At 63.1% G+C, this 26947-nt stretch carries 24 protein-coding genes; 9 read left to right on the top strand and 15 right to left on the bottom strand.

The window, feature by feature from the left end:
• Window positions 1-11 precede the first annotated feature (11 nt).
• From LDZ23_RS15195 to acnA, 5 genes are all read left to right on the top strand, one after another.
• Complete coding sequence (locus LDZ23_RS15195; RefSeq protein ID WP_008354063.1) at window positions 12-1019, top strand: HpcH/HpaI aldolase/citrate lyase family protein; 1008 nt, start codon at window positions 12-14, stop codon at window positions 1017-1019.
• 36 nt (window positions 1020-1055) lie between these two features.
• Entirely contained in the window at window positions 1056-2228 is a 1173-nt protein-coding gene (prpC, locus tag LDZ23_RS15190) for a bifunctional 2-methylcitrate synthase/citrate synthase (RefSeq protein ID WP_008354064.1), read from the top strand.
• Between the two features lie 89 nt (window positions 2229-2317).
• On the top strand, window positions 2318-2830 hold the full coding sequence (locus LDZ23_RS15185) for a hypothetical protein (RefSeq protein ID WP_008354065.1): 513 nt from the start codon (window positions 2318-2320) through the stop codon (window positions 2828-2830).
• Window positions 2831-2862: 32 nt separating this feature from the next.
• Entirely contained in the window at window positions 2863-4314 is a 1452-nt protein-coding gene (locus LDZ23_RS15180) for a bifunctional 2-methylcitrate dehydratase/aconitate hydratase (RefSeq protein WP_008354066.1), read from the top strand.
• Window positions 4315-4353: 39 nt separating this feature from the next.
• Window positions 4354-7059 (top strand): aconitate hydratase AcnA, encoded by a 2706-nt coding sequence (acnA, locus tag LDZ23_RS15175; RefSeq protein WP_008354067.1) that lies wholly within the window; start codon window positions 4354-4356, stop codon window positions 7057-7059.
• A 96-nt stretch (window positions 7060-7155) separates the two neighbouring features.
• Here acnA and LDZ23_RS15170 read toward each other — a convergent pair whose 3' ends face one another.
• Window positions 7156-7479, bottom strand: a complete 324-nt coding sequence (locus LDZ23_RS15170) for a DUF2917 domain-containing protein (RefSeq protein WP_008354068.1) — start codon at window positions 7477-7479, stop codon at window positions 7156-7158.
• Window positions 7480-7780: 301 nt separating this feature from the next.
• Between LDZ23_RS15170 and LDZ23_RS15165 the strand changes: the two genes are divergently transcribed.
• A complete protein-coding gene (locus tag LDZ23_RS15165) occupies window positions 7781-9205 on the top strand; it encodes an aminotransferase-like domain-containing protein (RefSeq protein WP_008354069.1) in 1425 nt (474 codons plus the stop codon).
• On the opposite strand, the gene LDZ23_RS15160 is transcribed toward LDZ23_RS15165, so the two are convergent.
• Both LDZ23_RS15160 and LDZ23_RS15155 read right to left on the bottom strand, forming a co-directional pair.
• A complete protein-coding gene (locus LDZ23_RS15160; RefSeq protein ID WP_008354070.1) occupies window positions 9202-10032 on the bottom strand; it encodes an NAD(P)-dependent oxidoreductase in 831 nt (276 codons plus the stop codon). The genes LDZ23_RS15165 and LDZ23_RS15160 overlap by 4 nt on opposite strands.
• A gap of 127 nt (window positions 10033-10159) precedes the next feature.
• Window positions 10160-11611 (bottom strand): NAD-dependent succinate-semialdehyde dehydrogenase, encoded by a 1452-nt coding sequence (locus LDZ23_RS15155; protein ID WP_008354071.1) that lies wholly within the window; start codon window positions 11609-11611, stop codon window positions 10160-10162.
• Between the two features lie 153 nt (window positions 11612-11764).
• Between LDZ23_RS15155 and LDZ23_RS15150 the strand changes: the two genes are divergently transcribed.
• Window positions 11765-12181, top strand: coding sequence for a MarR family winged helix-turn-helix transcriptional regulator (locus LDZ23_RS15150; RefSeq protein WP_008354073.1), 417 nt, complete (start codon window positions 11765-11767; stop codon window positions 12179-12181).
• 58 nt (window positions 12182-12239) lie between these two features.
• On the opposite strand, the gene LDZ23_RS15145 is transcribed toward LDZ23_RS15150, so the two are convergent.
• From LDZ23_RS15145 to LDZ23_RS15135, 3 genes are read right to left on the bottom strand one after another with little or no spacing between them, the layout of a single operon-like run.
• Window positions 12240-12851 (bottom strand): hypothetical protein, encoded by a 612-nt coding sequence (locus LDZ23_RS15145; protein WP_008354074.1) that lies wholly within the window; start codon window positions 12849-12851, stop codon window positions 12240-12242.
• A gap of 32 nt (window positions 12852-12883) precedes the next feature.
• Window positions 12884-13657 carry a molybdopterin-dependent oxidoreductase gene (locus tag LDZ23_RS15140; RefSeq protein WP_008354075.1) on the bottom strand — a complete coding sequence of 258 codons (774 nt, stop codon included), beginning with the start codon at window positions 13655-13657 and terminating at the stop codon, window positions 12884-12886.
• Window positions 13658-13660: 3 nt separating this feature from the next.
• Entirely contained in the window at window positions 13661-14284 is a 624-nt protein-coding gene (locus tag LDZ23_RS15135) for a cytochrome b/b6 domain-containing protein (RefSeq protein WP_144403642.1), read from the bottom strand.
• 115 nt (window positions 14285-14399) lie between these two features.
• On the opposite strand from LDZ23_RS15135, the gene LDZ23_RS15130 reads away from it, so the two are divergent.
• Together LDZ23_RS15130 and LDZ23_RS15125 are read left to right on the top strand one after the other, a co-directional pair.
• Window positions 14400-15071 carry a heavy metal response regulator transcription factor gene (locus tag LDZ23_RS15130; protein ID WP_008354077.1) on the top strand — a complete coding sequence of 224 codons (672 nt, stop codon included), beginning with the start codon at window positions 14400-14402 and terminating at the stop codon, window positions 15069-15071.
• Window positions 15068-16489, top strand: coding sequence for a heavy metal sensor histidine kinase (locus LDZ23_RS15125; RefSeq protein WP_008354078.1), 1422 nt, complete (start codon window positions 15068-15070; stop codon window positions 16487-16489). The genes LDZ23_RS15130 and LDZ23_RS15125 overlap by 4 nt, the downstream gene beginning before the upstream one ends.
• Here the strand turns inward: LDZ23_RS15125 and LDZ23_RS15120 are convergent.
• From LDZ23_RS15120 to LDZ23_RS15080, 9 genes are all read right to left on the bottom strand, one after another.
• Window positions 16440-17366 carry a LysR substrate-binding domain-containing protein gene (locus tag LDZ23_RS15120; protein WP_008354080.1) on the bottom strand — a complete coding sequence of 309 codons (927 nt, stop codon included), beginning with the start codon at window positions 17364-17366 and terminating at the stop codon, window positions 16440-16442. The two genes, LDZ23_RS15125 and LDZ23_RS15120, sit on opposite strands and share 50 nt — an antisense overlap.
• An 84-nt stretch (window positions 17367-17450) precedes the next feature.
• The gene (locus tag LDZ23_RS15115; RefSeq protein ID WP_008354081.1) at window positions 17451-18713 is read right to left on the bottom strand and encodes a cytosine permease; all 1263 of its coding nucleotides are present in this window, start codon (window positions 18711-18713) and stop codon (window positions 17451-17453) included.
• A 29-nt stretch (window positions 18714-18742) separates the two neighbouring features.
• Complete coding sequence (locus LDZ23_RS15110; protein ID WP_008354082.1) at window positions 18743-19135, bottom strand: allophanate hydrolase-related protein; 393 nt, start codon at window positions 19133-19135, stop codon at window positions 18743-18745.
• Window positions 19136-19175: 40 nt separating this feature from the next.
• A complete protein-coding gene (locus tag LDZ23_RS15105) occupies window positions 19176-20138 on the bottom strand; it encodes a carbamate kinase (protein ID WP_244808182.1) in 963 nt (320 codons plus the stop codon).
• Window positions 20135-21562 carry a YlbE family protein gene (locus LDZ23_RS15100; RefSeq protein ID WP_008354084.1) on the bottom strand — a complete coding sequence of 476 codons (1428 nt, stop codon included), beginning with the start codon at window positions 21560-21562 and terminating at the stop codon, window positions 20135-20137. The genes LDZ23_RS15105 and LDZ23_RS15100 overlap by 4 nt, the downstream gene beginning before the upstream one ends.
• Window positions 21563-21577: 15 nt before the next feature.
• Entirely contained in the window at window positions 21578-23128 is a 1551-nt protein-coding gene (gene fdrA / locus LDZ23_RS15095) for an acyl-CoA synthetase FdrA (protein WP_008354085.1), read from the bottom strand.
• 60 nt (window positions 23129-23188) lie between these two features.
• Entirely contained in the window at window positions 23189-24103 is a 915-nt protein-coding gene (locus tag LDZ23_RS15090) for an oxamate carbamoyltransferase subunit AllH family protein (protein WP_008354086.1), read from the bottom strand.
• An 18-nt stretch (window positions 24104-24121) separates the two neighbouring features.
• The gene (locus LDZ23_RS15085) at window positions 24122-24790 is read right to left on the bottom strand and encodes a cysteine hydrolase family protein (RefSeq protein ID WP_008354087.1); all 669 of its coding nucleotides are present in this window, start codon (window positions 24788-24790) and stop codon (window positions 24122-24124) included.
• A 382-nt stretch (window positions 24791-25172) separates the two neighbouring features.
• Window positions 25173-26939, bottom strand: coding sequence for an FAD-dependent oxidoreductase (locus tag LDZ23_RS15080; RefSeq protein ID WP_372492631.1), 1767 nt, complete (start codon window positions 26937-26939; stop codon window positions 25173-25175).
• Between the last annotated feature and the right edge of the window lie 8 nt (window positions 26940-26947).

Here is a 26947-nt window from a genome sequence, read left to right as displayed (position 1 = left end):
CGACGCCGACGATGCCTGCTCTCACTCCCGCCGAAGTGCTGTTTGACGGCGAAGCGCAACCCGCCGTGCTTCCGACCTGTGATCATTACGCCGGCAGCGAGAAGCTGATCCGCAAATCCCTGGCGCTGCAGGCGCAACTCGGTCCGGTGTTCGACATCACGCTCGATTGCGAAGACGGGGCGCAAGTCGGTCACGAGGCCGAACATGCGGAAATGGTTGCGTCGTTCGTCGGTGGCGAGGACGACCGCTTCGGGCGCGTGGGCGTGCGCATCCACGACTTCGATCATCGTGCGTGGCGCGACGACGTTCGCATCATCCTGCGTCGCGCGAAGAAAGCGCCCGCGTTCATCATGCTGCCGAAAATCCGCAGCGCCGCCGATGCCACCGAAATGGTCGCGTTCATCGAAGCAACACGACGCGAGTTCGGCATCGAGCAACCGATTCCCTGCCATCTGCTGATCGAGACGCACGGCGCGCTCGCGCAAGCGTTCGAACTGGCCGCGCTGCCGGGCGTCGAATCGCTGAGCTTCGGCCTGATGGACTTCGTCTCGGCGCACAACGGCGCCATTCCCGATACCGCGATGCGCTCGCCCGGCCAGTTCGATCATCCGCTCGTGCAGCGCGCGAAGCTGGAGATCGCGGCCGCGTGTCACGCGCACGGCAAGGTGCCGTCGCACAACGTATCGACGGAAGTGCGCGACATGAGCGTCGTCGCGAACGATGCGGCACGCGCGCGCAACGCGTTCGGCTATACGCGCATGTGGAGCATCCATCCGGATCAGATCAGGCCGATCGTCGAGGCCTTCTCGCCGCGCGCCGATGAAATCGCGCTCGCGGCGCAGATTCTGCTTGCGGCACAGCGCGCACAGTGGGGCCCGACGCGGCATGGCGATACGCTGCACGATCGCGCGAGCTATCGCTATTACTGGTCCGTGCTGCGCCGCGCGCACGCGACCGGCCAGACGCTGCCCGACGAATGCGCGCCGTTTTTCAACTCATCATCTCGACAAGACAAATAACGCCGCATCGCGAGCGTGCAAAGGAGGCTAGAGACAATGACCGATCAGGCATCGACCGAAGCACCCGCAACCGGCGCATTCAAGCCGAAGAAATCCGTCGCGCTGTCGGGCGTGACGGCGGGCAACACCGCGCTGTGCACCGTCGGCAAGACGGGCAACGACTTGCACTATCGCGGCTACGACATTCTCGATGTCGCGACGACGTCCGAGTTCGAAGAGATCGCGCATTTGCTCGTGCACGGCAAGCTGCCGAACGCCGCCGAACTGAAGGCATACAAGACGAAGCTGAAGGCGTTGCGCGGCCTGCCCGCGAATCTCAAAGCCGCGCTGGAATGGATTCCCGCGTCCGCGCATCCGATGGACGTGATGCGTACCGGCGTCTCCGTGCTCGGCACGATCCTGCCGGAGAAGGACGATCACAACGTGCCGGGCGCGAAGGATATCGCCGACAGGCTGATGGCCTCGCTCGGCTCGATGCTGCTCTACTGGTATCACTATTCGCACAACGGCAAGCGCATCGAAGTCGAAACCGATGACGATTCCATCGGCGGGCACTTTCTGCATCTGCTGCATGGCGTCGCGCCGTCCAAAGCGTGGGTCGATGCGATGCACGTATCGCTCAATCTTTACGCCGAACACGAGTTCAACGCATCGACGTTCACGGCGCGCGTGATCGCGGGCACGGGTTCGGACATGTATTCCGCGATCACCGGCGCGATCGGCGCGCTGCGCGGTCCGAAGCACGGCGGCGCGAACGAAGTCGCGTTCGAAATTCAGTCGCGCTATCAGACGCCGGATGAAGCGGAAGCCGATATCAAGCGCCGCGTCGAGAACAAGGAAGTCGTGATCGGCTTCGGCCATCCGGTGTACACGATCTCCGATCCGCGCAACAAGGTCATCAAGGAAGTCGCGAGGAATCTGTCGAAGGAAGCCGGCGATACGAAGCTGTTCGATATCGCCGAGCGCCTCGAATCGGTGATGTGGGACGCGAAGAAGATGTTCCCGAACCTCGACTGGTTCAGCGCGGTTTCATATCACATGATGGGCGTGCCGACCGCAATGTTCACGCCGCTCTTCGTGATCTCGCGCACGTCGGGATGGAGTGCGCACATCATCGAGCAACGCATCGACAACAAGATCATCCGGCCGAGCGCGAATTACACCGGTCCGGAGAATTTGAAGTTCGTCCCGATAAATAAGCGAAAATAGCGGACTGCGCGATCGGATTTCACGATGAGGAAATCCACCCCGCGCGGCAAACGCCATCCAACCCCAATGTTTTTGAAAGGTTTTTTTCGATGAACAAACTTCTGATCGCTGCAATCGCCGGCACGCTGGCTACGACGAGCGTCTTCGTCAGCGCCGACGCCTTCGCTGCGACCGCGACCGATGCAAGCAAGGCCAAAACCACGGCCAAGCGTCCCGCTCCGGCGCGCCGCCTGATCAAGCGCAGTCCCAAGGCCGAAGCGGCCGCGGCGGCCAAGGTTGATCCGATTCCCGAAGGTGCAGTGAAGTGGTCGTGCAAGGACGGCAACGCTTTCTACCTGAAAGGCGACATGAAGCGTGACGCAATCGTCACCGTGAACTGGGCCAAGAAGGATTACAAGCTGCCGCGTCAGGACACGACGACCGGTGCGGATCGTTTCCACGATTCGGCATCGGGCATGGATCTCGTCGTGATCCCGACCAAAGCAATGCTGTTCTCGGACAAGGACTCGTCGCGCCTCGCCGACGAGTGCATGACGCCCGAAATGGCAGCGGGCGGCGCAGCGCCGACCCAATCGAACGCGCTGATCAAGAACGCGGAGTAAGTTAGCTCGGCACTTAAATCAGGAATCCCTCGATGTCCGCACCGATTTCCAATGTCCGGCCCGAGCCGGACAAGGTACTCGTCGAAATAGTCGATTACGTGCTCGACTACAGTGTCGACAGCACGCTTGCGCTCGAAACGGCGCGCAACTGCCTGATCGACACGCTCGGCTGCGGACTCGAAGCCCTTTCGTACCCCGCCTGCACCAAGCTGCTGGGACCGATCGTGCCGGGCACGATCGTCCCCAACGGTGCGAAGGTGCCAGGCACCCGGTTTCAACTCGACCCCGTTCAGGCCGCCTTCAACATTGGCGCAATGATCCGCTGGCTCGATTTCAACGATACGTGGCTCGCCGCCGAATGGGGTCATCCGTCGGATAACCTCGGCGGCATCCTCGCCACGGCGGACTGGCTTTCGCGCAACGCGATCGCGTCAGGCAAGAAGCCGCTCGTCATGAAAGACGTTTTGATCGCGATGGTCAAGGCGCACGAAATTCAAGGCTGCATCGCGCTCGAGAATTCGTTCAACAAGGTCGGTCTCGATCACGTTTTGCTCGTCAAAGTGGCCTCCACCGCGGTCGTCGGGCAGATGATCGGCCTCACGCGCGACGAACTCGTCAACGCGGTGTCGCTCGCCTTCGTCGATGGTCACGCGTTGCGCACGTATCGCCACGCGCCGAACACGGGCTCGCGCAAGTCGTGGGCAGCGGGCGATGCAACCTCGCGCGCCGTGCGCCTCGCGCTGATCGCGAAGACCGGCGAGATGGGTTATCCGTCGGTTTTGACCGCTGAAACATGGGGCTTTTACGACGTGCTCTTCAAGGGCAACGCGTTCGCGTTCCAGCGTCCGTACGGCTCGTATGTGATGGAGAACGTGCTGTTCAAAATTTCGTTTCCCGCGGAATTCCATGCGCAAACGGCCGTCGAAGCGGCAATGACGCTGCACGGCGAGCTCAAGCAAGCCGGCAAATCCGTCGATGACATCCGCAAGATCACGATTCGCACGCACGAAGCCGCGCTGCGCATCATCGACAAGAAGGGGCCGCTCGACAACCCCGCGGACCGCGATCACTGCATTCAGTACATGGTCGCGGTGCCGCTGATTCACGGCCGCCTCACCGCGGCCGATTACGAAGATTCCGTCGCGCAGGACCCGCGCATCGACGTGCTGCGCGCGAAGATGGAATGCGTGGAAGACCCGCAGTTCACGAAGGACTATTTCGATCCGGACAAGCGCTCGATCCCGAATGCATTGACCGTCGAATTCAACGACGGATCGAAGCTCGCCGAAGTCGAAGTGGACTATCCGATCGGTCACAAGCGTCGTCGCGCGGACGGCATACCGCTGCTCGTCGAGAAGTTCAGGACGAATCTGGCGCGCCGTTTCCCGCAGAAGCAGCAGCAAGCGATCCTCGCGGTATCGCTCGATCAGGCAACGCTCGAAGCGATGCCGGTCAATGAATATGTCGATCTGTACGTGATTTAAGCAGCGCAATTTCCTCGTCTTAGTCCAAGGAAAATAACCATGGCCCACAATCTCCACAACACGCTCAAGGAATTCGACAGCGGTTCCGGCAAAGGCAAGTTCTACTCGCTGCCGCAACTCGGCGACGCGCTGAAGGTCAAGATTCAGCGTCTGCCGGTTTCGATTCGTCTGGTGCTCGAATCGGTGCTGCGCAACTACGACGGCAAGAAGATTTCCGAAGAACACATCGAACAGCTTGCGAACTGGAAGCCGAATGCCGCTCGCGTCGATGAAATTCCGTTCGTCGTCGCGCGTGTCGTGCTGCAGGACTTCACCGGCGTGCCGCTGCTCGCCGACATCGCCGCGATGCGCGGCGTCGCGAAGCGCGCGGGCAAGGATCCGAAAGCGATCGAGCCGCTCGTACCGGTGGATCTCGTCGTCGATCACTCGGTGCAGATCGATCACTTCCGCGAGCCGAACGCGCTCGATCTGAACATGAAGCTGGAATTTCAGCGCAACAACGAGCGCTACCAGTTCATGAAGTGGGGCATGCAGGCGTTCGACACGTTCAAGGTCGTGCCGCCCGGCATCGGTATCGTGCACCAGGTGAACCTCGAATACCTCGCGCGCGGCGTGCATCAGAAGGACGGCGTCTACTATCCGGACACGCTCGTCGGCACCGACTCGCACACGACGATGATCAACGGCATCGGCGTGGTCGGCTGGGGCGTGGGCGGCATCGAAGCGGAAGCGGGCATGCTCGGCCAGCCGGTGTATTTCCTGACGCCGGACGTCGTCGGCGTGGAGCTGAAGGGCAAGCTGCGCGAAGGCTGCACGGCGACCGACCTCGTGCTGACCATCACCGAAATGCTGCGCAAGGAGAAGGTCGTCGGCAAGTTCGTCGAGTTCTTCGGCGAAGGCACGGCGTCGATCGGCGTGCCGGATCGCGCGACCATCGGCAACATGGCGCCCGAGTACGGCGCGACCATGGGCTTCTTCCCCGTCGATGAAAAGACCATCGACTACTTCAAGGGCACGGGCCGCACCGACGCCGAAATCGCCGCGTTCGAGCAGTATTTCAAGGCGCAGAAGCTGTGGGGCGTGCCGAAGGCCGGCGAAATCGACTACACCAAGACGCTCACGCTCGATCTGGGCACGGTCGCGCCGTCGCTGGCTGGTCCGAAGCGTCCGCAAGACCGCATCGAAATCGGCAATGTGAAGAGCACGTTCATCGACCTGTTCTCGAAGCCGGTGGGCGAAAACGGCTTCAACAAGAAGGCCGCCGAGCTCGAAGCGAACTACACGACGGCCGACGGCGTGAATCTCAAGAACGGCGACGTGCTGATCGCCGCGATCACGTCGTGCACGAACACGTCGAACCCGAGCGTGCTGCTCGCCGCCGGCTTGCTGGCGAAGAAGGCCGTCGAAGCGGGTCTGACGGTCGCGCCGCACATCAAGACGTCGCTCGCGCCGGGATCCCGCATCGTCACCGAATATCTGACGAAGACGGGCCTCCTGCCCTATCTCGACAAGCTCGGCTTCACGCTCGCCGCGTACGGTTGCACGACGTGTATCGGCAATGCGGGCGATCTGACGCCCGAACTGAACGATGCCATCACGAAGAACGACGTCGTCGCGGCAGCCGTGCTGTCGGGCAACCGCAACTTCGAGGCGCGCATTCACCCGAACATCCGCGCGAACTTCCTGGCCTCGCCGCCGCTGGTCGTGGCCTACGCGATCGCTGGCAACATCACGCGCGATCTGATGACCGAGCCGGTCGGCAAGGGCACGGACGGCCGCGACATCTATCTCGGCGACATCTGGCCGACGAGCGACGAAGTTCATGCGCTGCTCAAGTTCGCGCTCGACGCGAAGGCGTTCCGCGAGAACTACTCTCAGCTCACGAAGGAAGGCGACCTGTGGAGCAAGATCGCGGGCGAAAGCGGCCAGGTCTATGACTGGCCGAAGTCGACGTACATCGCCGAGCCGCCGTTCTTCGGCAGCGAATTCTCGATGAAGCCAGCCGATTCGATTCCCGCGGTCAAGGGCGCGCGCGCGCTCGGCATCTTCGGCGATTCCGTGACGACCGACCACATCAGCCCGGCCGGCTCGATCAAGGAAACCTCGCCGGCCGGCGTGTGGCTGAAGGCGAACGGCGTGCAGAAGGCCGACTTCAACAGCTACGGCTCGCGTCGCGGCAATCACGACGTGATGATGCGCGGCACCTTCGCGAACGTCCGCATCAAGAATTTGATGATCCCGGCGAAGGCCGACGGCACGCGCGTCGAGGGCGGCCTGACGATTCATCAGCCGAGCGGCGAGCAACTGTCCATCTACGACGCAGCGATGAAGTACATCGCCGCCAATACGCCGACCATCGTGTTCGCGGGCGAAGAGTACGGCACGGGTTCGTCGCGCGACTGGGCGGCGAAAGGCACGCAACTGCTCGGCGTAAAGGCCGTGGTCGCGCGCAGCTTCGAGCGTATCCATCGCTCGAACCTCGTCGGCATGGGCGTGCTGCCGCTGCAGTTCAAGGGCTCGGACAGCGTGCAGTCGCTGAACATCACCGGCGAAGAGACGTACGACATCGAAGGTCTCGGCGACGACTTCAAGCCGCAACAGGAAGTCACGCTCGTGATCCATCGCAAGGACGGCAAGGACGATCGCGTGCAGGTGCTGCTGCGTATCGATACGCCGATCGAAGTCGACTACTACAAGCACGGCGGAATTCTGCCGTTCGTGCTGCGCTCGCTGCTCGCGGCGTAAAAGGCTCAAGCAGTTTTGCAGGTGACCGCGCTCGAAAGAGCGCGGGAACATTGGACCCGGCCACGGCCGGGTTTTTTTTCGCCCTTCTTTGGCTCCCTACGCTTTGGAGATCGCGATGCGCGGCCACGTCGTCCGGCGGGCGAACAACGCGCGCACCATCTCCCTCAGGCGACGCGCGCCCGCCCGCGTCGAATCGGACGACATCGAGAACCAACTGGCGTCCGTCGTCCCGCTGACCCAGATCGTCGTGTAAGGCTTCAGTTCGACGGACGCGCCCGCGTCCAGCCAGTAATCGTCGGCGCCGCCTTCGATGGTCAGCCAGATTTGCCCGCGCGTCACGCGCAGCGTTTGGGGCCGATCGATCACCCAGCGCGTAGGCGCATCGCGCCCGTCGAGTTCGAATGTCCGGATTTCACGCATGATGCCGCTCCTTCAGATCGCGTAACTGAAAGGCCGCCCGACAGAGATGCAAGAGCAGCCGTTGATCCTATTATTCGACCGATTGCGAACAGCTTGAATGAACACTTGTGAACAGTTTGACCGAAACTGTTAAGCCGAATTGCCCGAACAGTTCGCATCGATCCGACACTTTAAAAACACTCTAGCTAGCCATTCGGCCAGTCTTGACGCGGGTTTTCGGATGCGTTCGAATGGCAAGACGACACTGGCGAACAGCGAACTCGAACTGTTCACAGCAAATCACTGAACAGTTTCAGACATCATGAATGCACTTCCGCTTCACATCGACAGCGGCACCGGCGTGCCGCTGACCGAACAGATCGTCAGTCAGATCGAAGCGATGATCCGCTCGCGCCGCGTGCTCGCGGGCGCGAAGCTGCCGTCGATTCGTCAGCTTGCCGCCGAGCAGCGCATCAGCCGCTTTCCGGTGATCGAGGCTTACGACCGTCTCGCGTCGCGCGGGCTCATTCAGCCGAAGCACGGCTCCGGGTTCTATGTGGCGAATCACGTCGATGAACGCGACAGCAACGCGGGCAATTGCGATCCGCGTCTGGCCGAAGAGGAATCGAACCAGATCCTCCAGCAGTTCAACTATCCCGGCGAGACGCTGAAGTTGTCGAGCGGCTTCATTCCCGAGGCATGGCGCGATGTGGACGGCCTGACGCAGGCGATCCGTCAGGCGTCGCGCACCGACGTATCGAGCGTGATCGATTACGCGATTCCCCACGGCGACACCGATTTGCGTCAGCAAGTCACGATGCGGATCAACGCGCTCGGCATCGACGCCGATCTTCCCAACGTGATGATCACGAACGGCGCGAGCCAGGCGCTCGATCTCGTCGTGCGCTACATGCTGAAGCCGGGCGATACGGTCTTCGTCGAGGATCCCGGTTACTACAATCTCTTCGGGCTCCTGAAGCTGCAGGGCGTGCGGCTCGTCGGCGTGCCGCGGCTCGCGAACGGACCCGATATCGACGTCGCGGAAGAACTGCTGAAGCAGCATCAGCCGAAGCTCTTCTTCATCAACACCGTGTTCCAGAATCCGACTGCGACGAACGTCGCGCCGCAAGTCGCGTTCAAGCTGCTGCAACTCGCGACCCAGCACGGCTTTTCCATCGTCGAGGACGATATCTACGCCGACTTCCAGGCCGTGCCGACGCAACGGCTGGCATCGCTCGATCAGCTCGATCGCGTGATCTATGTGGGCGGCTTGTCGAAGACCTTGTCGTCGTCGCTGCGCATCGGCTATCTCGCGGCGAATCGCGAGCTCGTGAAGAATCTCGTCGACGTAAAGGTGCTGACGAGTCTCGGCGGCACGCGCTTCGCCGAAAGCGTCGCGGCGGGCCTGCTGGAGCGCGGCACGTATCGCAAGTATCTGGAGCGCTTGCGCAAGCGCGTGCGCGATTCGCTGTCGAGCGCGGTGCAAACGCTCGAAGGCTATGGATGGGACGTGTTCGACGAGCCGAGCGGCGGCAACTTCGTATGGGCGAAAGTGCCCGGCATCGACGATTCATCCGTGCTCGTCGACGAAGCCGTGAAGTTCGGCGTCACGCTCGCGCCGGGCAGCTATTACCGCCCGAACGGCGAGGCGTGTGCGTGGGTGCGCATCAATTCGGCCTATGCGGGCGACCGGCGCGCGGCGCGCTTCTTCGAGTACATGACGGAAACCGCGGCCGCGCGCGGTTAACGACGTTCGCTGAAGAAACGTTCGAGCGCGTCCGTCGCGTCCTTGTCTTTCGCAAGCCGCGCGTAAAGTCCGGCCGCGCCTTCGTAGATGCGATGCTCCGCGAACTCGTCGCCGACGAACTCCGCGATCTCTTCCATCTCCGCGACCCAGCGATAGGCCTTCGGCGGCATGCGCGGCACATTGCCCGCGAGCCACGCGGCAAGCGCGGGCTGGCTCGCCGCGAGTTCGCTGAGAAGCGCATCGCCCGCGCCGTTGCGCATCGCGGCGAGCGCCATCGCCGAGCCGAGCGCCGTCAGCCCTTTCGTGATGCCCGCATACGACATCTTGAGCGCGGATGCGGCGCCGTTCGGGCCGTCGAGCACCCGCACGACGAGACCGTGATCGGCGAGTAGCTGAGTGCGCTTCGCATGCGGTCCCGACATGTAGAACTTCGGCGCCGATGGCTGACCGATGATCGATGCATCGACGAACGGCGTGCGCGTCGGTTCGAGCGCGCGCTCGATCTGGCCGACGGTAGCGGGATTGATCGCATTGCAGTCGATGTAGACGGGCTGCGCGCTCGCGCGTTCGAACAGAGGAGCGAGGCGCTGCGCGGTATCGACAGCGACCGAGGGCGGCACGATCGACAGAATGAAGTCGCACGCCACGAGATCGTCGAGGCTTGCATCTTCCATGCTGGCTTCGCGCGCACGCGCTGCGCTCGCCGCGCTGCGTCCTTCGAGCGATGTCAGCACGCGCGCACCGCCTTGCGTGAAGGTACGGCCAATGGCCGATCCCATGCTGCCTGCGCCGAGAATTGCGATCGTGGGTTGTTTCGATTGCGTCACTTGCTGGCTCCTGTAGCTTTGTTCGATGACGATTCATACCGCGCTCATTCGTCATCCGAACTATCGGATCATCAAGGAAAGCGGCCCGTCGAAGGGCCGCCGTCCAACTAACCTACCGACTCGCGAATCAACGATGCTCCGTCACGAACTTCGTGACGAGATACGCTTCCATCGCTTCGCTGCCGCCTTCCGAGCCGTAGCCCGAATCCTTGACCCCGCCGAACGGCGTCTCCGGCAATGCGAGGCCGTGGTGATTGATCGAGAGCATGCCGCTTTCGATATCGTCCGACACCGCCGCTGACGTCGCCGCAGAGCTCGTGTAAGCGTAAGCGGCAAGCCCATAAGGCAGGCGATTGGCCTCGGCGATCACTTCGTCATACGACTTGAACGATGCGATCGGCGCGATCGGGCCAAACGGCTCTTCGGTCATGATGCGCGCGGAGAGCGGCACATCGGTCAGCACGGTCGGCGCGAAGAAGTAGCCTTCGCGGCCGATGCGCTCGCCGCCCGTCAACACCTTCGCGCCGTGCTCGCGCGCATCGGCGACGAGGCGTTCCATCGCTTCGAGGCGGCGGCCGTTCGCGAGCGGACCCATCTGAACGCCATCGTCGAGACCGTTGCCCACTTTCACCGCGCTCGCGGTGGCGACGAAGTGCTGCACGAACTCGTCATACGCGGATTCTTCGACGAGAAAGCGCGTCGGCGAGATGCAGACCTGACCCGCGTTGCGGAATTTCGCCGATGCGAGCATCTTCGCGGCGCGGGGGATGTCGGCGTCCTTGAACACGATGGCCGGCGCGTGGCCACCTAGTTCCATCGTCACGCGCTTCATGTGCTCGCCCGCGAGCGACGCAAGCAGCTTGCCGACCGGCGTCGAACCGGTGAACGAAATCTTGCGGATCGCGGGATGCGCGATCAGATACTTCGAGACATCGGCGGGCACACCGAAGACGAGATTCAGCACGCCGGCGGGCAGGCCCGCATCGGCATAAGCCTGCACGAGCGCCGCGCAGCTTGCGGGCGTTTCCTCGGGGCCTTTGAGCACGACCGAGCACCCCGACGCGAGCGCGGCCGATACCTTGCGCACCGCCTGATTGATAGGGAAATTCCACGGCGTGAACGCGGCGACCGGACCGACCGGCTCACGCGTCACGATCTGGCGCACGGCATCCGTTCGCGACGGAATCACGCGGCCATACGTGCGGCGCCCTTCTTCCGCGAACCATTCGATGATGTCCGCTGCCGACAGCGTTTCGATGCGCGCCTCGCCGAACGGCTTGCCCTGCTCCATCGTCATGATGGCGGCGATCTGTTCCGCACGCTCGCGAATGTTCTGCGCCGCGCGACGCATCAGCTTGCTGCGCTCGTAGGGCGAAACCTTGCGCCATTCCTTGAAACCGCGCGCGGCGGCGTCGGCGGCGAGCGAAAGCTCGGCTTCGCCCGCGAGCGCGAGACGGCCGATCTCCGCTTCGTTCGCCGGATTGATGACGGCCGTGTCGCGCGAACCGTCGCGCCACGCGCCGTCGATATAAAGCCGGGTATTCGGATAAGCGGGAAGGTCGGAACGAGTGTTGCTCATGCATGTCTCCTTGAGAGTGGCGTGGCCAATGTTGCTTGCGCCGGACCATATGACGCAGACGGCCATGGTATCGCGGCCACGTAAAATCTGCTGACGCGCGCTACGTTCAATCGATAGTTGCAGATCGAATTACATGACACGACGGTGACCCGTATGTTCGACCAATGCCTTTATTTCAACACCACCGCACTCGCGCGCGCACTCGAACGCGAATGGGCCAAAGCGTTCAAGCCGTTCGGACTCACGCCGTCGCAGGCGTTCATGTTGCGCGCGGTTGTCGAGCATCCCGGGCAGCTTCAAGGCACGCTTGCCGATGCACTCGCGATCACGCGCCCCACTGCCACGCGCACGCTCGACGGACTGGCGAAACTGGGGCTCGTCGAGCGCTGGTCCACTGAACGCGATGGCCGCGAATCCGCCATTCATCCGACCGATTCCGCGGTCGCGATGATGAAGCGCATCGGCGCGGTCAGCTCGGAGGTCACGCGGCGCATGAAGCGCAAGCTCGGCAACGCGCGTTTCGACGACACGGTGTCGAGCGTGAGGCATATACGCACGACGCTCGAATGACAAACGCCCGCGATCGATGATCGGCGGGCGCGTGCAGGGACTTTATCGAAGGTGACGCTTACATCGGCGGCGCGACGCCATCCTTCTCCACGACGATGCGTTGCGCCGCGAAGTCCGAACCAGCCGGAGTCGCGACGACGAACACTTTCTTTCCGGGCTTCAGGTCATCGTGCGTCGCGGGGGCGAACGTCACAACGGGCACGTTCTCCGGTACGGTCACCGAGTTCGCGCCGCCCTTGTACGAGAGCTTCAGATCGCGGCCGCTCGTGCCTTGCACGACCTGATCGACGTTCGCGTTGGTCATCGAGCTCTTCGGTCCGAGATCCCATTCATAGTGGCCTTCGCCTGTGCCGCGCGCGGCTTCCGGGAACACGAGTACCTCGGTCGCGGTGAGCTTGCCGTCGGTGCCGGTGGTCGCAGCCGTGCCGACGAACGAGCCCGGCTTGATGTCCTGCAGCTTGATGTTCTTCAGCGCGGTGACGGGCGTATCTGCCTTGACGGCGATCTTCACGGTGTCGCCGCTGCGTCGATGAACGGTCAGCGTATCGCCCGACAGCGACACGATATCGCCGCGAATGCGCGCGGGTTTCGCGGCGGGCGTCTGAGCAAGAGCCGCGGATGCGAGTGCGAGCGTCACGATGCTGACGCCAAGTTTGAGTCGAATCGACATGCAATCTCCTTCTGGTGATGAAAGCAAAGGCTTCAGGAACCGCCGAACCAGTTGTAGCCCTGGTTCTCCCAATAGCCGCCGGGATAATCGTTCGTCACAGTGATCGCGACGATGTGCTTCGGATTCTTGTAACCGAGCTTGGTCGGCATGCGCAGCTTCATCGGGAAGCCGTACTTCGCCGGCAAAATCTGGCCGTCGTAGGTGAGCGTGAGCAGCGTCTGCGCGTGCAGCGCGGTCGGCATGTCGATGCTCGTCGAGTAGTTGTCGGCGCAATGAAAGGCCACGTATTTCGCGCTCGTATCGGCGCCTGCACGCGCGAGGATTTGCGCGAATCGCACGCCGCCCCACTTGCCGATCGCACTCCAGCCTTCGATACAGATATGCCGTGTCACCTGGCTTTCCTGCGGCATCGCGTGCAGTTCGTCGAGCGTCCACGCACGCTTGCCCTTGACGAGGCCGCCTATCTCCAGCTTGTATGTCGATGGATCGACTTCGGGCACTTCATCGATGTCATAGAACGCGTTGAACGGAAACGGCCGCGTGATCATCGAGTCGGGATAAGTCGGCGCGAGCTGGTTCGGGTCAAATAGCAACGCCTGCATGTCGTCGTTGAAGGATGAAATGCGGCGCAGCATTGCGTTGACCGATTTGTCGTCGGTGATGTTGCAGCCCGACAGCATCGCGAGGCCGCCCAGCGAAAGAATGCGCTTGCCGAACAAACGGCGCGCCGGCGCCTTCAGTTCCTTCGCGGCATCCTTGATGATGAGTTCAGCGTCGGGTCTCGATTTGAATAGCTTGAGCGACATGTGTTAGCGACCTCGGATCATCAGCACGAGCGAGCGCGGCACGAGCGCGACCATCGCGACGTGCACGACGAAGAACGCCACGAGAAAACTCATGCCCAAGAAGTGCACGATGCGAGCGTTGTCGTAACCGCCCATCAACGTGCGAAGCAAGGGAAACTGCACCGATTTCCACACCGCGAGTCCCGACAGGATCACGATCGCGATGTCCACGATCACCGCGAGATACGCGAACTTCTGCACCGCGTTGTAATGCGTGAGATCGTCGTGACCGAGCTTGCCGCGTAGCGCGGCGAAGGCGTCGGTGAAAATGCTCTTGATGGAGAGCGGAAACATGCGGCGGCGCAGGCGTCCGGTGAAGAGATTCATCGCGACGTACACGATAAAATTCGCGACCAGCAGCCACATCGCCGCGAAATGCCATTGCAGCGCGCCGCCGAGCCAGCCGCCGAGCGTGATCGCGGACGAGAAGGTCAGCGATTTGAAAATCGGCGATGCGTTGTAGATCTGCCAGCCGCTCGTCACCATGATCAACACGGCGAACGCGTTGAGCCAGTGCGTGATGCGCAGCCATAACGGTTGGATTTGCACGTCGTCGAGCCTCGCGAGTCGTTGAGATTTCGAGGGCATGGTAGCGACGCGCCGCTGATCGATCGATGACCTCTCGATGACTTTTTTGTCATCTTTGCGAGCGTCGCGCGCGCTCTGGCTAGAATGTCGGCAATCCATCGAATGCAGTGCGAGCATGAGCATCCTCGTTATCGAAGACGACCGCAAGACAGGCGACTACCTGAAGAAAGGGCTCATCGAGTCCGGCTATCAGGTCGAGCTCGTTCGCAACGGTACGGACGGTCTGCACCAGGCGCTCGCGAATTCCTACGAACTGATCGTGCTCGACGTGATGCTGCCGGGCATCGACGGCTGGCAGGTGATGTCGGCCTTGCGCGCGAAACGTGACTTGCCTGTCATTTTTCTCACCGCACGCGATCACGTGACGGACCGCATTCACGGACTCGAACTCGGCGCGGACGATTATCTCGTCAAGCCCTTCTCTTTCACCGAACTCGTCTTGCGCATTCGCACGCTGCTCAGACGCGGCGTGATGCGCGAATCCGATACGTTCCAGATCGCGGATCTTCATGTGGATGTGCTGCGTCGCAAGGTGACGCGCAAGGGCATCGACATCGTGCTCACGAACAAGGAATTCGCGCTGCTGCATCTCTTTTGCAAGCATCAGGGCGAGGCGCTGTCGCGCACCCTGATCGCATCGGAAGTGTGGGACATGAACTTCGACAGCGACACCAATGTCGTCGACGTCGCGGTGAAGCGGCTGCGCGCGAAGATCGACAATCCATTCGATCTGAAGCTCATTCATACGGTGCGCAGCATCGGCTATTCGTTCGGGGAGAATCCTTGAACCGGCCATCGCGCTCGCTTGCGGTACGTATCGCGTTGTCGTTTGCGGTGATCGTGTGCATCGTCGTCGGCATGATCGGCGCATCGCTCTATCACGCGACGAATCGCGCGCTGTCCACGCGCGCGGATTACCAGCTGATCGCGCGCGTCGAGCATTTCCGCTCGCTTCTGCACGATCTCTACACGATCAAGGAAATCGAAGCGCGACCTCGGCTCTTCGAAACGATGCTAGGCGATCGTCAGGACGTCATCCTCTTTCGACGCGCGGGCTCGGGGCCTTTCATCTACGTCAATCCGGAGAAGATGCCGTTGCCGCCGCTCGATGTCGTGCCTGTGACGCGCGCCATCGGACTCGATGACCTGTACGAAGGCTCGCGCGCGGACGGCGTGCGGATGCGCTGGGTCGGCGCGCAGGCGCGCATCGGCGAGAACGGCGAGGTCGTCGAGATCATCGCCGCGCATGTGATGACGCAGGAAGCGATCGTGTTGTCGGCGTATCTGAAGCGCGTATGGATCAACGTGATCGGCGCGGTGCTCGTGACGTTGCTGCTCGCTTACTGGGTCACGAGCCGCGGACTCATGCCGCTCAAACTGATGGCCGATAAAGCCGCCGAAATCACGCCGAACCGATTGTCCGCGCGGCTCGACGTCGCCCATGCGCCCGCCGAATTGCAAAGCCTCGCGGCGTCGTTCAATGCGATGCTCGACCGGCTCGAACACGGCTACGAGCGTCTGGTGCAGTTCTCCGCCGATCTCGCGCATGAACTGCGCACGCCGATCGGCGTGTTGGTCGGTCAAACGCAGGTCACGCTCGCGCACGAGCGCAGCGTCGCGGAGTATCGCAGCGTGCTCGAATCGAATCTGGAAGAACTGGAGCGCCTCGCGCGCATCGCGCAGAACATTCTCTTTCTCGCGCAGGCGGATCATGAGCAGCAACAGATCGAACGGGAGCGGCTCGATATCCGCGAAGCGCTCGAGACGATCGGCGCTTACTTCGAAGGCATCGCCGATGAACGCCGCATCACGTTCGATATCCAGGCCGAAGGCGAAATGCTTGCGAATGCAATCATGTGCCGCAGGGCGATCGGCAATGTCGTCGTGAATGCGGTGCGTTATGCGACGGCGGGCACCGTGGTCCGGCTGCGCGGTTACGCGGATGAACAAGGCGCGAGCATCGTCGTGGGCAATCGCGGCGCGCACATCGAGAAGGAAGAGCTCGCGAAGCTGTTCGACCGCTTTTATCGCGGCGACGCGGCGCGCAGCGAGTTCACGGAATCGAGTGGACTCGGCTTGTCGATCGTTCAGGCGATCATGCGGCTGCATGGCGGCGTCGCATCCGCCGAATCCACGCCGGACGGGTGGATCGAATTCACCTTGCGCTTCCCTGCTGCGGAGCATCGCCGCACAACCACGCCCTGAATTCCGGTCGCATCAGATAGTCGACGCACCATGCCCGCACCTTGCCGACGCCATCCGAACGATGCGCGAGGAAGAGCCGCGTCGCGTGCTTCTGCTCCTGAATCGACTTACTGACGAGCCCGGCGTCGCCGAATGCCGCGCGGATATGCGTGGGCACATAGCCGATCGCGACATTGCGCGCGATGATTCTCACGGCCATCGAAAAGTCGGGAACGAAGATCGGCTTCTGCCCTTCCAGAAGCCACGCATGCATCGGATCGAAATCGATCGACGTGTCCTTGATGCAGACCGCCGGATACTTCCGCAACTCCGCGCTTTGCAGGATATGCGGCGCATCCGCGAGCGGATGATCGGCGCCCACGAGAAAGTCCCACGCGAGATGGCCGAGCGCGACGCTCGTGATGCCGTCGGTCTTCGGCACGAAATGCGGCGCGCCGACGACGATATCCGCCTTGCTTGCATAGAGCGCGTCCCAGCAGCCGTTGTACACCTCCTGCTGGATCGTGACGCGCGTCGTCGGATACGCATCTTCCAGATCGCACAAGAACTGGATGATCGCGTCGCGCGGCACGATGTTGTTGACGGCCACGGTGAGCTCGGGCTCGATGCCCCCCTGAACGATGGCGAGATTGCATTTGAGCGCCTGCAGATCGTCGAGAATCGCCTTGCTGTGCGCGATGAAGTATTCGCCCGCCTCGGTGAGCCGGATATAGCAACCGCGGCGCTCGAACAGCTTCGCGCCGAACGATTCCTCGAGCTTCCTGACGGTGTAACTGATCGCCGACGGAACCTTGTTCAGCCGTTCCGCGGCCGCCGTGATGCTTTGATACTGCGCAACCAACCGGACTATCCGAATGCTTTCGTCCGAAGTGAACATCGAGCCTGCTTCCACATGAGTATTTGTCCTGCCACATGAGCGAAGCGCGCGATGAACACCGTGCGCTTCGCTCACATCGTTGCGTCAGTGCCCGCTGGGCTTGACAGTGCCGCTCGCCTGCGCGAACCGGCTCAGGATCATGTAGCCGATGCACGCAACGAGAATCGAATCGAGTGAGGGAATCGACGTGACCGTGAACATGCCGTTCACCGTCGCGAAACCCGTGAGCGATCCGAGAATCCACGCGACGAAGGTCATGATCTTGATCTGCGGTTCGCGCGCTGGCGCGGCAGCATCATACCCGTTGCGCCGATACATCACGAAGTCCGCGATATAGATGCCCGCGACGGGGGGCGTCGCGATGCCGAGGAACAGCAGGAACGGAATGAACCACGACATGATGTTCATGCTGCCGACGATCGCCGCCAGCACGCCGAGCGCAACCGTGATCTGCCACTTCGGAAAGCGCGTGATGAGCGTCGATGTGACGAGCGTGCCCTGGAACATGTTGCCCGCGTTGCCCGTGACCGTCGCGAAGATCAGCAGCAAGGCGGCCGGCAAGGTCGCGCCGAACACGGCCATCGCGGTGAGCAGCGAGCTCTTGCCCGTGAGCACGCTCGGCGTCGCGCCCGCCCAGTACAGCAGCGGATAGGCGATCAGGAACGTGAGCAGCGCGCCGCCGACCGCGTGTTTGCGGTTATGCGTGAAGCTGCCGAAGTCGGGCAAGGTCGCGACCAGCACGATGATCGTGCCGACGACCGTCGATACCGCGACGCCCATCGGCATGCCGGCGATCGCATCGACGGCAGGCGCCTGGCCATTGAGCGCGACGCGCACGATATAGCACATCATCAACGCGATGACCGGCACGGCGAACTGCGCCACCTTGCCGAGCACTTCGAAGCCGAACGCGGTGGACGCGACGAAGATCACGCAGCCGATCGCGACGAGCAGCGGCGCGGGCACGTTCACGCCATGTTGCGCGAGCAGGTCGGCGACCGAGTGGCCGAACATGTTGGCCGTCACCGCGATCCATCCGAACAGGCTGACCGCGAGCAGCACGTTGATGGCGATCGCGCCTTTCTCGCCGAACGGATACTTCACGATGCCGTAGGTCGGCAGCCGTGCTTTCTCGCCGACCGAGATCGTGATCGACGCGAGAATCGCGAGGATCAGGCTGCCGATCCCGACGACCTTGATCAGATCGCCGTTCGACATCTGATTGCCGAGACTCGACGACGACAGCAACACCGGCGTGACGGCGATGCCGAGCAGGATCATCGCGATGCGATAGCCCGGCGCAGTGCCGGGCGAAGCGCTGACCCGGCTCTCTTTCGATTGACTCATGACAGTTCCTTTGCTGATGCCGATTCCATTCAGGGCGTGTAGTGGTGGCCGGTGTATTCGCGCCATCCGCCGGATGCCGTGATCTCCTTCTGTCCTTCGACGAGCCACGGTTCGGCGAGGACGCCGAGCACTTCGCTGCCGTCCGCGAGCACGACCTTGCCGATCGAAAGACCCGCCGGTTCGCTGAGCAAGAGCGCGCCGAGATTGGCCATCGGCAATTCCCAGACTTCCAGCGATACGGCCACGCCGCCGCTCTTCACGCGCAACATGCCGGGATGACGATCGTTGATGGTCCAGATGCGATAGCACGCGTCCGTGCGATCCTCGCGCACGAATTCGCCCTTCGCCGCCAGCATGTTGTGGTTCAGCCCGAGGCCGCGCATCAGCGTGCCGTTCACGGCGAGCAGTATCTTGTCGTTCATGTGTGTCCTTCTCCTTGTTGATGTCGGGGGCGTATGCGCGTTACGGCGTGATCCACGTACCCGTGCGCCGTTCGAGCGCGGGCCTGATCGCCGCCGGACTCGTGATGAGCCCTTCGCCCGCGTGGCCGTCCGGTTCGATGTGCGACACGAAGCGCAGAATCGCCTCCACTTTCGGCAGCATGCTGCCCGCGCCGAACTGACCCTGCGCGATCAGCTCGCGCGCTTCGCTCACGCTCATCGTGTCGAGCCAGCGCTGCTCGGGCGTGCCGAAGTTCACCGCGACCTGTTCGACGCCGGTCGGGATCAGCAGCAGATCCGCTTTCAGTTGCTGGGCGAGCAGCGCCGATGCGAGGTCCTTGTCGATGACCGCCTCGACGCCGGACAGCTTGCCGTTCTTGCGCACCACCGGAATGCCGCCGCCGCCGCACGCGATCACCACGCAGCCTTGCGCGAGCAGGCTCGCGATGACATCGCGCTCGATGATTTCAAGCGGCTCCGGCGACGGCACCGTGCGCCGCCAGCCGCGTCCCGCGTCTTCCATCGAGGTCCAGCCGAGCTCTTCCTGACGCTTCTTCGCGGTCGCTTCGTCGAAGAACGCGCCGACCGGCTTGGCCGGCTTCTCGAACGCGGGATCGTCGGCGCTGACGCGCGTCTGCGTCACGAGCGCAACGACGCGCCGTTCGATGCCGCGACGGTGCAGCTCGTTGGTCAGCGCCTTCTGGAACATGTAGCCGATCGCGCCTTGCGTATCGCCCACCGCGTAGTCGAGCGGCACGGGCGCGACTTCCTGAGACGCGAGCTCGGAACGCCGCAAGATGAAGCCGACTTGCGGCCCGTTGCCGTGCGTGAGCACGACGTTCCATCCCGCCGCGATCATGTCGGCGATATGTGTCGCGCTCTCCGTCACCGCTTCGTATTGATCGGGAATGCTCAGATGACGATCGTCGCGAATCAGCGCGTTGCCGCCCACGGCGACGACTGCCAGAGGTTTTCGAACTGTCATGATGCTTGTCCGCTGTGTTGTTTGACGGTCTCGGCGAGCGCGCGAATGGCTTCGACGAAGCACTCCATCGGCGCGGTCGTGATGCCTGCGCCGATCTGCCCGACGCCTGCTTGCTTGTGAGCGATGCCCGTATTGATGACGGGCAGGATGCCGCGGTCGGCCACCTTGCGCGCATCGATGCCCGCGGCGGTCGGCGCGAAGTTGAGCGCGGGCAGCGTGAACGCCGGATTGCCGCCGAGCGTGATGGCCTGCATGCGGCGGCTGTTCGCGGTCGCATCGGCGGGCGTGCCGCCGACGAACTTCACGATCGCGGGCGACGACGCCATCGCGAAACCGCCCACGCCGGCCGTTTCGGTGATCGCGCTGTCGCCGAGATCGGCGGCTGCGTCATCGACGCCATAGCCCGGAAAGAACAGGCCCTCGACCGGATTCGCCTTCGCCTGGAACCAGCGGTCGCCGGTGCCCGACAGACGGATGCCGAAGTTCACGCCGTTGCGCGCCATCACCGAGGCCATCGAGCTGAAAGGCACGTTGGCGCACGCGTCCATCATGGCCTTGCACGCGGCCATCGAGATGTTGAGGAAGAAGTGATCGTTGGCGATGATCGCCGCGCTCGCTTCGCGAATCTGCGCGAGCGGCAGTTGCGTGCCGAGCAGCGCGGGCACGATGCGCTTGATGAAGAGGCCCGTCGCCGCGCTGTTGCGGTTGTGGACTTCATCGCCCATATGCAGCGCCTGCGCCATCAGCGGCTTCAGCTCGATCTCGCCGGACACCGCGAGCGCGGCCTTCAGCGCGGGCGCGAGCGTCGCTTTCATCCAGCGCAGACGGTCGAGCACTTCCGTGCTGTTCGCGCCGAAGCGCAGCACCTTGCCGAGACCTTCGTTCAGATTGCTGTACGTGCGATGCCCGTTCGCCTTGTTCTCGACGACGAAAAGCGGCATCGACGGACTGATGATGCCCGCCATCGGACCGACGGCCTGATGGTGGTGACACGGTTCGAGATCGACCTTGCCGTCGAGAATCAGGCGTTCGGCGGCGGCGTGATCGGCGGCCCAGCCTTCGAGCATCACCGCGCCGATGATCGCGCCCTTCACCGGCCCGCACATGTTCTCCCACGCGATCGGCGGACCGGAGTGGAGAATCAGCTTGCGCATGCTCATCGCGCTGATTGCTTCGGATGCCGTAGCGATGTCTTTCAACACCGGCTGCGCTTCGAGATAACGCGCGAATGCAATGTCGTTCGCCTGCTCGACGAGCGGATGACGCATCAGCCACGCGAGATCGAGGCCCGCGGCGACATCGCCGAGAGCGGGCGGCTGCCAGTTGACGTGACTGACTTCGCCGCCCGCGAGACGCAGGTTGTCGGCGAAGCTCGTGAGCCCGCAGTTCACCACTTTCAGTGGCTGACCAAACAATCGGTTCATTCTTTTTGCTCCTTTTTACGCGTGGCGTCGCGCCTGCAGACGCGCGACGCGGCTCGCCCACAACGCGGCCTCGGCGTTGCATCCGGCGACGAGAACGCCTGCCTCGCGCAATGCGTCGATCTGACGGCTTCTGACTTGCGGATCGGATTCCGTGCCGCACACATGCGCGATCAACAGCGGCGCGTTTTCGCGCGGCAATTGCGCCAGCAATGCGATGAGCCCTTGCGCCGGTTCGTCCGCCGCGCCGTAACCGAGCACGAGATCGAACAGCACGACGGCAGTTGCGGGATCGAGCATCTCGGCGCGCACGCGTTCGTCGCGCAGGGTCGGGTCGATCATCGGATGCGGACGGCCGCGCGTGAAATCGTCGTCGCCCATGTCGACGATCGTGTGGCCCTCGCTTTTCCAGATATCCGCGAGCTTCGCGTTGCCTTTCACCGGCGTGTTCGAACTCGCCATGAAACCTTCCGCTTTGCAGAGCAGTTGGCTCTCGTAGCAGAACGTGCCGCCCGCGAACACGCCGCGAATGAACTTGCGGCCCGCGCCGAGCGTTTCGCTCCGCTTGACGAGCGTCGCTTCGTCGTTGGCTTCCACGCGCGCGACGCTCGCCGGCAGCGGCGCGCCGTTCAGCAACGCGACGGCGAACTGCGCGGCATCGGCGAGCGTGTGCGCGGGCGTGAGGCCCGGTGCGCGCATCTCGTCTTCGGAAGCGCCGAGAAAATTCACGACGACGGGCTTGCCCGCCTTGCGCGCGCTCTCCAGAATGCGCTCCGCGACCGCGCGTGCGGGCGGCTTGGAGATCAGCACGATCACGCGCGTGTCGGGATCTTCGGCGAGCGCGTCGAGGCCGAATTGCATCGAAATGCCGCCGATGTCCTCATGCAGATCGTGTCCGCCCGTGCCGAGCGCCTGCGAAATGCCCGCGCCGAGCTGGTCGATACGGCAGGTGACTTCCTGCAGCCCCGTGCCCGATGCGCCCACGACGCCGATGCCGCCGCGCCGCACCACGTTGGCGAAGCCGAGCGGCATGCCGTTGACGATGGCCGTGCCGCAGTCGGGGCCCATGACGATGAGGCGCTTTTCGCGCGCGAGCGTCTTGATGGCCTTTTCGTGCGCCATGCTGACGTTGTCGCTGAAGAGCATGACGTTCATGCCGAGCTGCAGCGCCTTGATGGCTTCGGCGGCCGCGTAATCGCCCGGCACCGAGATGAGCGCGAGGTTCGACGCGGGTTCGTCGTCGCAGACCATCGCGAGACTGGTGGCCTTGAGCGCTTCGCGCGTCTGCGTGTCGGATGTCGACACGCGCGCGCTCAGGCGTTCGCGAGCGAGACTGAGCGCTTCTTCGCAAGCGGCTTCGTCGCCGCGCACCGCGATGACGAGATCGTTCGGGCTTGCTTTCACGTCGTCGCCGAGTCCGGCGTCGGCGAGCTGCACGAGATTGGCCGGCGTCCCCATGACGACGGACGCCTGCTCGACGCCCGGCAGCTTGCCGATATGCGCCGAAATCTGCATCAGGGAAACCGAATCCTGATACAGATTTTTGAATATTTCGATTTTGATGGCCATTGCACCTCTCCGTTCTTTAAATGCGATTCGCGGTTTCTTGAAAACTGAATCGCAAATGCTTCAAGCCGATTCCGGGAATAATGATTTCGCTTCGCGCATTCGAATCGTTTCTCGCCATGCGCGCATGCCGTGCAAAATGCCGCCGAGACAATCCACGCCGGACGACGCGCCCCAGCGCATCACGGCATCGGCGGCATGTTCGATATCCGCGCTTTCGTCCGCCGCCGATGCAATCGCGATAAATCGATCGACCGGTTCGTTGAAATGTCCGTCGAGCGCGAGTTGCAGGTAATGGCGGCTGATATCGTTCGTGCGATGCAGATTCGCAGGCAGCTCGGTCGACAAGACATGCCGATGCGCGTCGATTTGCGGATCGCCGAGCGCGGCCCAAATCGCCGCGAGATAGCCGAGCAGATAATCGTCGCCGTCGGGCGTGAGACCGCCGCCGAGGCCGACGAGCGCGTGAACCGTGGCAGCGAGCGTGGCGGGGTCATCGTATGGACTCAGCCTGACGGCGCGCGCGTGCGCCGGCCAGCCCGGCAGCCACTGCAGCGCGCCTGCCACGGCGTGCCGCGCGCAGTGCGCCGCAAGCCGCGCCGCGACGCGCTCATGCCGCGCCGACAACGCATCCGGCGACATCCGCACGCCGGTTCCGCTTTGCAGAGCGGGCTGCCAGCACGCCGCGCCGGTCAGATCGGCCTGCCACGTCGCGCCGGTCAGACGGCCATTGGAAAACGCGACGCGCTCGCCAGGCCGCGCATGGTCGCGCCAGTCCCAACCCGGCGGCGCGCTCACGCGCGCGCCGCACGACAGGTTCTCGCACGCGGCATCGACGAGCGTGAACCAGTCGCCCGTCTGCGCGACGAGATTGAGCGCGTGCCTGAAACTGCTGTGCACCGCGAAATCCCCGGTGCGCGACAAGCCCGGCCGCGCCAGATAGCCGATGCTCAGGCCGCGTAGCGTGATCGGACTCATTCGCGGGCTCAGCGCGCCTTAGCCGCGCAGCGCTTCGATGACCGCGCCTGCGTCGCTGACCCAGCCGAAGATCGCGCCTTGCGCCTTGATCATCTCGAGCGCGTACTTCTGGAACTCGGGGAAGTACGAACCGACGCAATCCTGCGGCACGATGCATTCGAAGCCGCGATCGTTGGCCTCGCGCACGGTCGTCGTCACGCACACTTCGGTCGTCACGCCGCACACGATCAGCGTGCGGGTATCGTGATTCTTCAGGATGAGATGCAGGTCGGTTTCATAGAACGCGCCCTTGCCCGGCTTGTCGATGACCGGCTCGCCCGCGACCGGATACAGTTCCGGAATCAGGTCGTGGCCCTTCTCCCCACGCACGAGAATGCGGCCCATCGGACCGTCGGAGCCGATGAAAGTCTTGCCGCCGCGCGTGAGTTTGGCCGGCGGGCAATCCGTCAGGTCGGCGCGATGGCCTTCCCGCGTATGAATGACGAGCATGCCGGCGTCGCGCGCCGCGGCCAGCACGCGCTTGCACGGTTCGATCGCGGTGCGCACGAACGACACGTCGTTGCCCAGCGCTTCGCCGAATCCGCCGGGTTCGACGAAATCGCGTTGCATGTCGATCATGACGAGCGCCGTGTGTTTCGGCTCGAAAGCCAGATCGAAAGGTTCGGCGCGGAAATGTTTTTGCGTCACGGCATACTCCTCTTCTTCGTTGAATTAAATGGATCGGTTCGATTGGTTTAAGCACACGAACTCATAAGGAATTCGAAATAATTGAATTCTCCGTTCGCGCGATTATTCGATTCTTAATGCCACTGAAAATCAGTGCGGTTCAAATTCGACAGAACTTCGAACTGATTATAGGCAGCGCGAATTGGAACACGATGAAATGATTGAACGCCGAGGATCAAATTTCTCGAAGCTCAATAATGAGCGCCCAGAGCGTCAATACTGGCGCGGCTTTAGACAGTCTTTTGCAACTGAGTCGGAATGTCGCGTGAGTCGCGTGATATTCGAAAATAAAAACGGCCACTGTCGAGTGGCCGTTTTTATCGTCCGGAGCGTGATGCGCGTTTTACGCCACGGGCACGCTCAAAGCTTCGCGCTTCGCGAGCAAGCCGTGAATCTGCGCGACGACCGCAGCGCCTTCGCCGACCGCCGCCGCGACGCGTTTCGTCGAACTCGAGCGCACGTCGCCGATAGCGAACACGCCCGGCACGCTGGTTTCCAGCGCCATGACGCCTTCCGTGCGCCCTTCGTGGGCCTCCGGTCCAGTCAGCACGAAGCCTTTCCCGTCGACGTTCACGTTGCAGTTGCGCAACCAGTCGGTATTCGGGTCCGCGCCGGTGAAGAGGAACAGATGCCGCGACTCGATCGTGAGCGGCCCATCCGGCGACTTGCAATTGACCGCGGTGAGCGCGCGGCCGTCGCCGTCGAGCGAGGTGATCTGCGTATGCGTTCGCACCGTGACGTTCGGCAGCGAGCCGATGCGCTCGACCAGATAGTGCGACATGCTCGACGACAGCCCCGCGCCGCGAATCAGCACATGGACGTGCTTCGCATGCGTCGCGAGATAGACGACGGCCTGTCCCGCCGAATTGCCGCCGCCGACGAGCACGACTTCCGCGTTCTTGCAGAGCTTCGCCTCGACCGGCGACGCCCAGTAATACGTGCCGTGCCCTTCATACCGATCGAGCCCCGCGATGTCCGGCCGCCGATACGCCGCACCCGAAGCGATCACGACCGTCTGCGTCGTCACGCGCGTGCCGTTCTGTAGTTCGATCTGGATCGGATTGCAGTCGCAATGCAGCGCCTTGATCTTCGTCGGAATCGCGATATGCGCGCCGAACTTCTGCGCCTGCACGAACGCGCGCCCGGCGAGCGCCTGACCCGAGATGCCGGTCGGAAAGCCGAGATAGTTCTCGATGCGCGAGCTCGCGCCCGCCTGCCCGCCCGGCGCGCGGCAATCGAACACCGCGACCGACAGACCTTCCGACGCCGCGTACACCGCCGTCGCGAGACCGGCCGGACCCGCGCCGACGACGGCGACATCGTAGACATGCGCGGGATCGAACTCCGGCAGCCAGCCGAGCTGCGTCGCGACCTGATTTTCATCGGGCGCGCGCAACACGGTGCCGTCCGGGCAGATGACGAGCGGGAAATCGGCCGTCGATGCCGAAATGCGTTCGAGCAGCGAGATCGCATCGGGGTCGGTGCAGGCGTCGATCACCGTGTGCGGATAACCATTCCGGCGCAGGAAGCCTTGCAGCGACACGAGACGGCCGTCGTCGGACGGGCCGAGCAGCACCGGTCCGCTGCCCTTTTCGATGAGGCCGACGCGCCGCAGGATCAGCGCGCGCATGATGCGCTCGCCCAGTTCCGCTTCGGCGACGAGCAGCGCCCGCAGACGCTCCGGCGGAATCACGATGCCATCCACTTCGCCGACCGCCATGCCGTCGACGAGACACGGCTTGCCCGAGAGTTGCGCCACTTCCGCGAGAAAATGCCCCTCGCCGTGCTCGCGCACGATGTGCTCGATGCCGAGCGCATCGCGCCGCGTCACGCGCACCGCGCCCTTCAGGACGATCACCATGCCGCGCCCGGTTTCGCCGACGCGGAAAATCCACTCGCCCGCGCGATAGTGCGCCGGCGTGCCGAAGCGGCTCATGCGCTCGATCTCGTTATCGGTCAGGCGCGGGAACATCTGGTGCACGCGGCTTTCGAGCGGCGAGAAGGGCGCGTTGTCGTCGCTCGTCGAGGATGCGGCGGCGGGCGTCGGCACCACGTTCGGATTCGGACTCTCCATCGGCTCGCGCGCGCTCCATGCGACGACATTCGGCATGTCCTGAG

Origin of the sequence: Caballeronia zhejiangensis, from assembly GCF_022879815.1 — a bacterium.
Lineage (GTDB): Bacteria > Pseudomonadota > Gammaproteobacteria > Burkholderiales > Burkholderiaceae > Caballeronia > Caballeronia zhejiangensis.
Note: the sequence above shows the minus strand (reverse complement) of the source record. Positions and strands in the feature narration are given on the sequence as shown.

Coding starts and splice junctions, on each gene's coding strand:
- LDZ23_RS15195 (WP_008354063.1), top strand. CDS start 12: ATGCCTGCTCTCACTCCCGCCGAAGTGCTGTTTGACGGCGAAGCGCAA.
- prpC (WP_008354064.1), top strand. CDS start 1,056: ATGACCGATCAGGCATCGACCGAAGCACCCGCAACCGGCGCATTCAAG.
- LDZ23_RS15185 (WP_008354065.1), top strand. CDS start 2,318: ATGAACAAACTTCTGATCGCTGCAATCGCCGGCACGCTGGCTACGACG.
- LDZ23_RS15180 (WP_008354066.1), top strand. CDS start 2,863: ATGTCCGCACCGATTTCCAATGTCCGGCCCGAGCCGGACAAGGTACTC.
- acnA (WP_008354067.1), top strand. CDS start 4,354: ATGGCCCACAATCTCCACAACACGCTCAAGGAATTCGACAGCGGTTCC.
- LDZ23_RS15170 (WP_008354068.1), bottom strand. CDS start 7,479: ATGCGTGAAATCCGGACATTCGAACTCGACGGGCGCGATGCGCCTACG.
- LDZ23_RS15165 (WP_008354069.1), top strand. CDS start 7,781: ATGAATGCACTTCCGCTTCACATCGACAGCGGCACCGGCGTGCCGCTG.
- LDZ23_RS15155 (WP_008354071.1), bottom strand. CDS start 11,611: ATGAGCAACACTCGTTCCGACCTTCCCGCTTATCCGAATACCCGGCTT.
- LDZ23_RS15150 (WP_008354073.1), top strand. CDS start 11,765: ATGTTCGACCAATGCCTTTATTTCAACACCACCGCACTCGCGCGCGCA.
- LDZ23_RS15145 (WP_008354074.1), bottom strand. CDS start 12,851: ATGTCGATTCGACTCAAACTTGGCGTCAGCATCGTGACGCTCGCACTC.
- LDZ23_RS15140 (WP_008354075.1), bottom strand. CDS start 13,657: ATGTCGCTCAAGCTATTCAAATCGAGACCCGACGCTGAACTCATCATC.
- LDZ23_RS15135 (WP_144403642.1), bottom strand. CDS start 14,284: ATGCCCTCGAAATCTCAACGACTCGCGAGGCTCGACGACGTGCAAATC.
- LDZ23_RS15130 (WP_008354077.1), top strand. CDS start 14,400: ATGAGCATCCTCGTTATCGAAGACGACCGCAAGACAGGCGACTACCTG.
- LDZ23_RS15120 (WP_008354080.1), bottom strand. CDS start 17,366: ATGTTCACTTCGGACGAAAGCATTCGGATAGTCCGGTTGGTTGCGCAG.
- LDZ23_RS15115 (WP_008354081.1), bottom strand. CDS start 18,713: ATGAGTCAATCGAAAGAGAGCCGGGTCAGCGCTTCGCCCGGCACTGCG.
- LDZ23_RS15110 (WP_008354082.1), bottom strand. CDS start 19,135: ATGAACGACAAGATACTGCTCGCCGTGAACGGCACGCTGATGCGCGGC.
- LDZ23_RS15105 (WP_244808182.1), bottom strand. CDS start 20,138: ATGACAGTTCGAAAACCTCTGGCAGTCGTCGCCGTGGGCGGCAACGCG.
- LDZ23_RS15100 (WP_008354084.1), bottom strand. CDS start 21,562: ATGAACCGATTGTTTGGTCAGCCACTGAAAGTGGTGAACTGCGGGCTC.
- fdrA (WP_008354085.1), bottom strand. CDS start 23,128: ATGGCCATCAAAATCGAAATATTCAAAAATCTGTATCAGGATTCGGTT.
- LDZ23_RS15090 (WP_008354086.1), bottom strand. CDS start 24,103: ATGAGTCCGATCACGCTACGCGGCCTGAGCATCGGCTATCTGGCGCGG.
- LDZ23_RS15080 (WP_372492631.1), bottom strand. CDS start 26,939: ATGCCGAATGTCGTCGCATGGAGCGCGCGCGAGCCGATGGAGAGTCCG.